Origin of the sequence: Agromyces humi (genome assembly GCF_009720255.1) — a bacterium.
In the GTDB taxonomy this organism is placed as follows: Bacteria; Actinomycetota; Actinomycetes; order Actinomycetales; family Microbacteriaceae; genus Agromyces; species Agromyces humi.
The window spans coordinates 1-3,526 of sequence record NZ_WJSP02000378.1; the positions used below are offsets into that span (position 1 = coordinate 1).

3 protein-coding genes and 1 pseudogene are annotated in these 3,526 nt (G+C 72.5%); 3 read left to right on the forward strand and 1 reads right to left on the reverse strand.

The features are described 5' to 3' along the window. From GH736_RS19365 to GH736_RS19375, 3 genes and pseudogenes are all read left to right on the forward strand, one after another. Positions 1–306 (forward strand): annotated as a pseudogene (locus GH736_RS19365) (acetyl-CoA C-acyltransferase); the annotation flags it as partial. Beyond that, positions 303–983: an energy-coupling factor ABC transporter ATP-binding protein gene (locus tag GH736_RS19370; protein ID WP_159606261.1), complete on the forward strand. Its 681-nt coding sequence runs from the start codon at positions 303–305 to the stop codon at positions 981–983. The pseudogene GH736_RS19365 and the gene GH736_RS19370, both read left to right, overlap by 4 nt. A gap of 10 nt (positions 984–993) precedes the next feature. After that, entirely contained in the window at positions 994–1,587 is a 594-nt protein-coding gene (locus GH736_RS19375; RefSeq protein WP_159606265.1) for an energy-coupling factor transporter transmembrane component T family protein, read from the forward strand. A 27-nt stretch (positions 1,588–1,614) separates the two neighbouring features. On the opposite strand, the gene GH736_RS19380 is transcribed toward GH736_RS19375, so the two are convergent. Then, positions 1,615–3,222, reverse strand: a complete 1,608-nt coding sequence (locus GH736_RS19380; protein ID WP_159606263.1) for a serine hydrolase — start codon at positions 3,220–3,222, stop codon at positions 1,615–1,617. Positions 3,223–3,526 lie beyond the last annotated feature (304 nt).

Sequence of the window (3,526 nt, forward strand, 5' to 3'; positions counted from 1 at the left end):
CCCGCGGCCCGCGCCGCGCTCACGCGCGCCGGCATGACGGTCGGCGATCTCGGCTTCGTGGAGGTCACCGAGGCGTTCGCCGCGCAACTGCTCGCCGTGAGCGACGACCTCGGCCTCGACGAGGAGCTCGTCTCGGCCGATGGCGGTGCCATCGCGCTCGGACATCCGTGGGGGGCATCCGGTGCCGTGCTGCTCGTGCGGCTCGCCGCGCGCATGGCCGCCGCCGACGATGCGCGCCCCGGCCTTGCCGCCTGCTCGATCGGCGGCGGGCAGGGCATCGCGATGATCGTGGAGCGGATGGCATGAGCGAGATCGGGTTCGAGGGCGTGAGTCACGACTTCGGCGCCGAGCGCGTCGTCGACGACGTGTCGCTCGTCCTGCGGGAGCGGCGGATCGGCATCGTCGGCGCCAACGGCTCGGGGAAGTCGACGCTCGCGCGCATGATCAACGGGCTCGTGACGCCGTCGACGGGGCGGGTCCTCGTCGATGGACTCGACGTGCGGCGCCAGGGCCGCGAGGTGCGGCGCCGTGTCGGCTTCGTGTTCACCAACGCCGACAACCAGATCGTGATGCCGACCGTGCGCGAGGACGTCGCGTTCACGCTGCGTCGACACCGGCTCGAGCCGGCGGATGCCACGGCGCGCGTCGATGCGGCCCTCGAGCGCGCCGGGCTCACCGACCTCGCCGACCGCCCGGCGCACCGGCTCTCGGGCGGGCAGAAGCAGCTGCTCGCCATCGCGTCGGTGCTCGTCGCCGAGCCGGCCGTGGTCGTGGCGGATGAGCCCACGACCCTCCTCGATGCCCGCAACGCCCGGCGCATCGCCGAGCACTTCGAGACCCTCGACCAGCAGCTCATCGTGGTGAGCCACCAGCTCGACCTGCTCGAGTCGTTCGACCGCGTCGTGGTCATGGAGGCCGGCCGGGTCGTCGCCGACGACGTGCCGCGCGCCGCGCTCGACGCCTACCGGGCCCTCATCGGATGAGCAGGTGACGATGATCGGCGTGTTCCATCCGGGCAGCTCGTTCCTGCACCGCGCCCCCGCCCTCCTCAAGCTCGGGGTGCTCGCCGTGCTCGTCGCCACGATCGCGCTGGCCGGGTCGCCGTGGTGGCTCGGGGCGGCATCCGTGCTCGTCATCGCGCTCTTCGCGGTCGCCCGCGTGCCGTTCGCGCTCGCCTGGCGCCAGGTGGTGCCGATCTTGTGGGTGCTCGCGTTCGCCGTGCCGCTGCAGGTGCTCTTCAACGGTTGGGAGGCTGCCGCGGTCATGGCCGCCCGCCTCGTGCTCGCCGTGGCGCTCGCCGCCCTCTACACGCTCACGACCCCCGTGACGGCGACGCTCGATGCGATGCAGGCGCTGCTGCGACCGTTCCGGCGCTGGATCGACGCCGACCGCGTGGGCCTCGCGCTCGCCCTCGCCATCCGCTGCGTGCCGCTGCTGACCGAGCTCGTGCGGGAGGTGCTCGACGCCCGGAAGGCGCGCGGCGCGGAGGGTTCCGTGCTGGCGCTCGCGGTGCCCGTGATCGTGCGGTCGCTGCGCACCGCCGAGCACCTCGGCGAGGCGCTCGTGGCGCGGGGCTTCGACGATTGACGCGGGCGCTCGACCGACGGCGGATGCTCAGCCGGCGCGCGTGAACGTGCCCAGCTGGTGCTCGTTCAGCAGCTCGATCACGAGGTTCTCGCCGTCGAACGTCGCCTGCGACACACTGCCGAGCGGGGCGTTCTCGCTGAACGGCTCGAACGTGAAGACGTCACCGTCCCAGTGCTCGAGCGGCCACACCACGGTGCCGGGGCCGACCGTCAGCTCGAGCGAGTCGCCGACCACTGTGACGCGGGCGGTGCCGAAGTACTCGTTCGCGTAGTCGCCGGCGTACTCCGCGAGCGGGCGGGCCGGCGCGGCATCCGCCGGCGGCGACTGGCCGACGAGCTCGCCCACCGGGTCGCTGAGCGGCCCGAGCTGCCCCGAGTAGAGCTTCCACCAGTCCTGGCGGGTCTCGCCGAACTGGGCCAGGTCCATGAAGTCGGCCGCGACGGACTCGGCCAAGCCGTTCGCCGAGCCGTTCGTGAGCACCACCACCCCGAGGCCGGCCCCGGGCAGGCTGCTGAACGTGGTGCCCGTGCCGAGCGCGAAGGCGCCCGAGTGGCTCACCGAAGGAAGGCCCCCCGCGGTGGCGCCGACGTTGAAGCCGTACCCGTAGAAGCCCGAGCGCTGGTAGCCGAGCTGCGCCGGCCCCGCCATGGACTGCGCCGTGATCGCGGGCAGGAGCGCCTCGGGGGTCAGCACGTCGTTCGCCGCGGCATCCGGACCCGATGCATCGAGCAGCATCGACAGCCACGTCGCCATGTCGGTGACGGTCGAGCTGACGCCGCCCGCCGGCGACTGCGCGTCGGGCTGGCGCTGGCTCGGGGTCACGATCCACTCGTCGCCGTCGAGGATGTGGCCATCGGCGCGATCGTCGCTCGCCATGAAGTCGTCGAACCGCGAGCTCGTCGCCGACATGCCGAGCGGCTCGTAGAGCACCTGCTCCGAGAGGTCCGCCCAGTCGACGCCGGCCGCGTTCGCGACGGATTCGGCTGCGGCGGTGATGTCGTAGTTCCCGTAGGCGTAGGTCGAACGGAACGGCGACAGTGGGGTGTACCGCAGACGCTGGAGCACCTCGGCCCGGTCGTACCCGAGGTCCTCGAGTTCGTCGCCGGCGTGCTTGTACAGCCCGGAGCGGTGGGCGTAGAGGTCGCCGATCGTGACGTGCTCGGTGACCCACGGATCGGCGAGCGCGAACTCGGGCAGGTGCTCGACGACCGGCGTGTCCCACGAGACGACGCCCTCGGTCACCTCGTGCGCGACCACCGTGGCACCCACCGACTTCGACATGGACGCGATCTGGAACACGGTGTCGGTGTCGACGGGCTCCCCGGTGTCGAGGTTTCGCACGCCGAATCCGTCGGAGTAGGCCGTCTCGCCGTCGTACACGACGGCGATCGCCAGCCCGGGAACGCCCGACGTCTCCATCAGCTCCTCGATGCGGCCGGGGATGGCCTCGATCGCGGCCTCCACCTGTTCGTCGGTCACCTCGGCGAGCGCGTCGGCTGGCGGGTTGCCGTAGCCAGGTCGGTCGGTCGAGAGCGGCGTCGCCGACGGCGCGGCCGCGCCCACGGTGCATCCGCTCAGCAGCACCGCCGACATCGCGACGAGCGCGCCGAACGCCATCGTTCCCCTGCGTCGCATTCCATCCCCTGCCTCAGCGCCGATGCAGCGTGACGGCGCCAGCCTAGACCCGCACGCGGGCACCGCGCCCACCCCAATTCGGGCACGACGCGCCTCCGCCGGATGTCACCGGGACCGTGCAGACTGGTCGACGGCCGATCGGCCGTTCGAGGGCCGACCGGGAGCACGCAGCACGTCATGATGGGCATCACGCACGCCACGAGCGGCGCCGCCGCCTGGCTCGCGGTCACCGGCGCGATGCCGGTCATCGGACTCGGCGTGTACCCGCTCGACCCGGTGGGAGTGCTCGCGGGCACGGCGGTGG

Bases quoted from the DNA above. Each gene is read 5' to 3' on its own strand.
- GH736_RS19380 (WP_159606263.1), bottom strand. From the start codon at position 3,222: ATGCGACGCAGGGGAACGATGGCGTTCGGCGCGCTCGTCGCGATGTCG.
- GH736_RS19370 (WP_159606261.1), top strand. From the start codon at position 303: ATGAGCGAGATCGGGTTCGAGGGCGTGAGTCACGACTTCGGCGCCGAG.
- GH736_RS19375 (WP_159606265.1), top strand. From the start codon at position 994: ATGATCGGCGTGTTCCATCCGGGCAGCTCGTTCCTGCACCGCGCCCCC.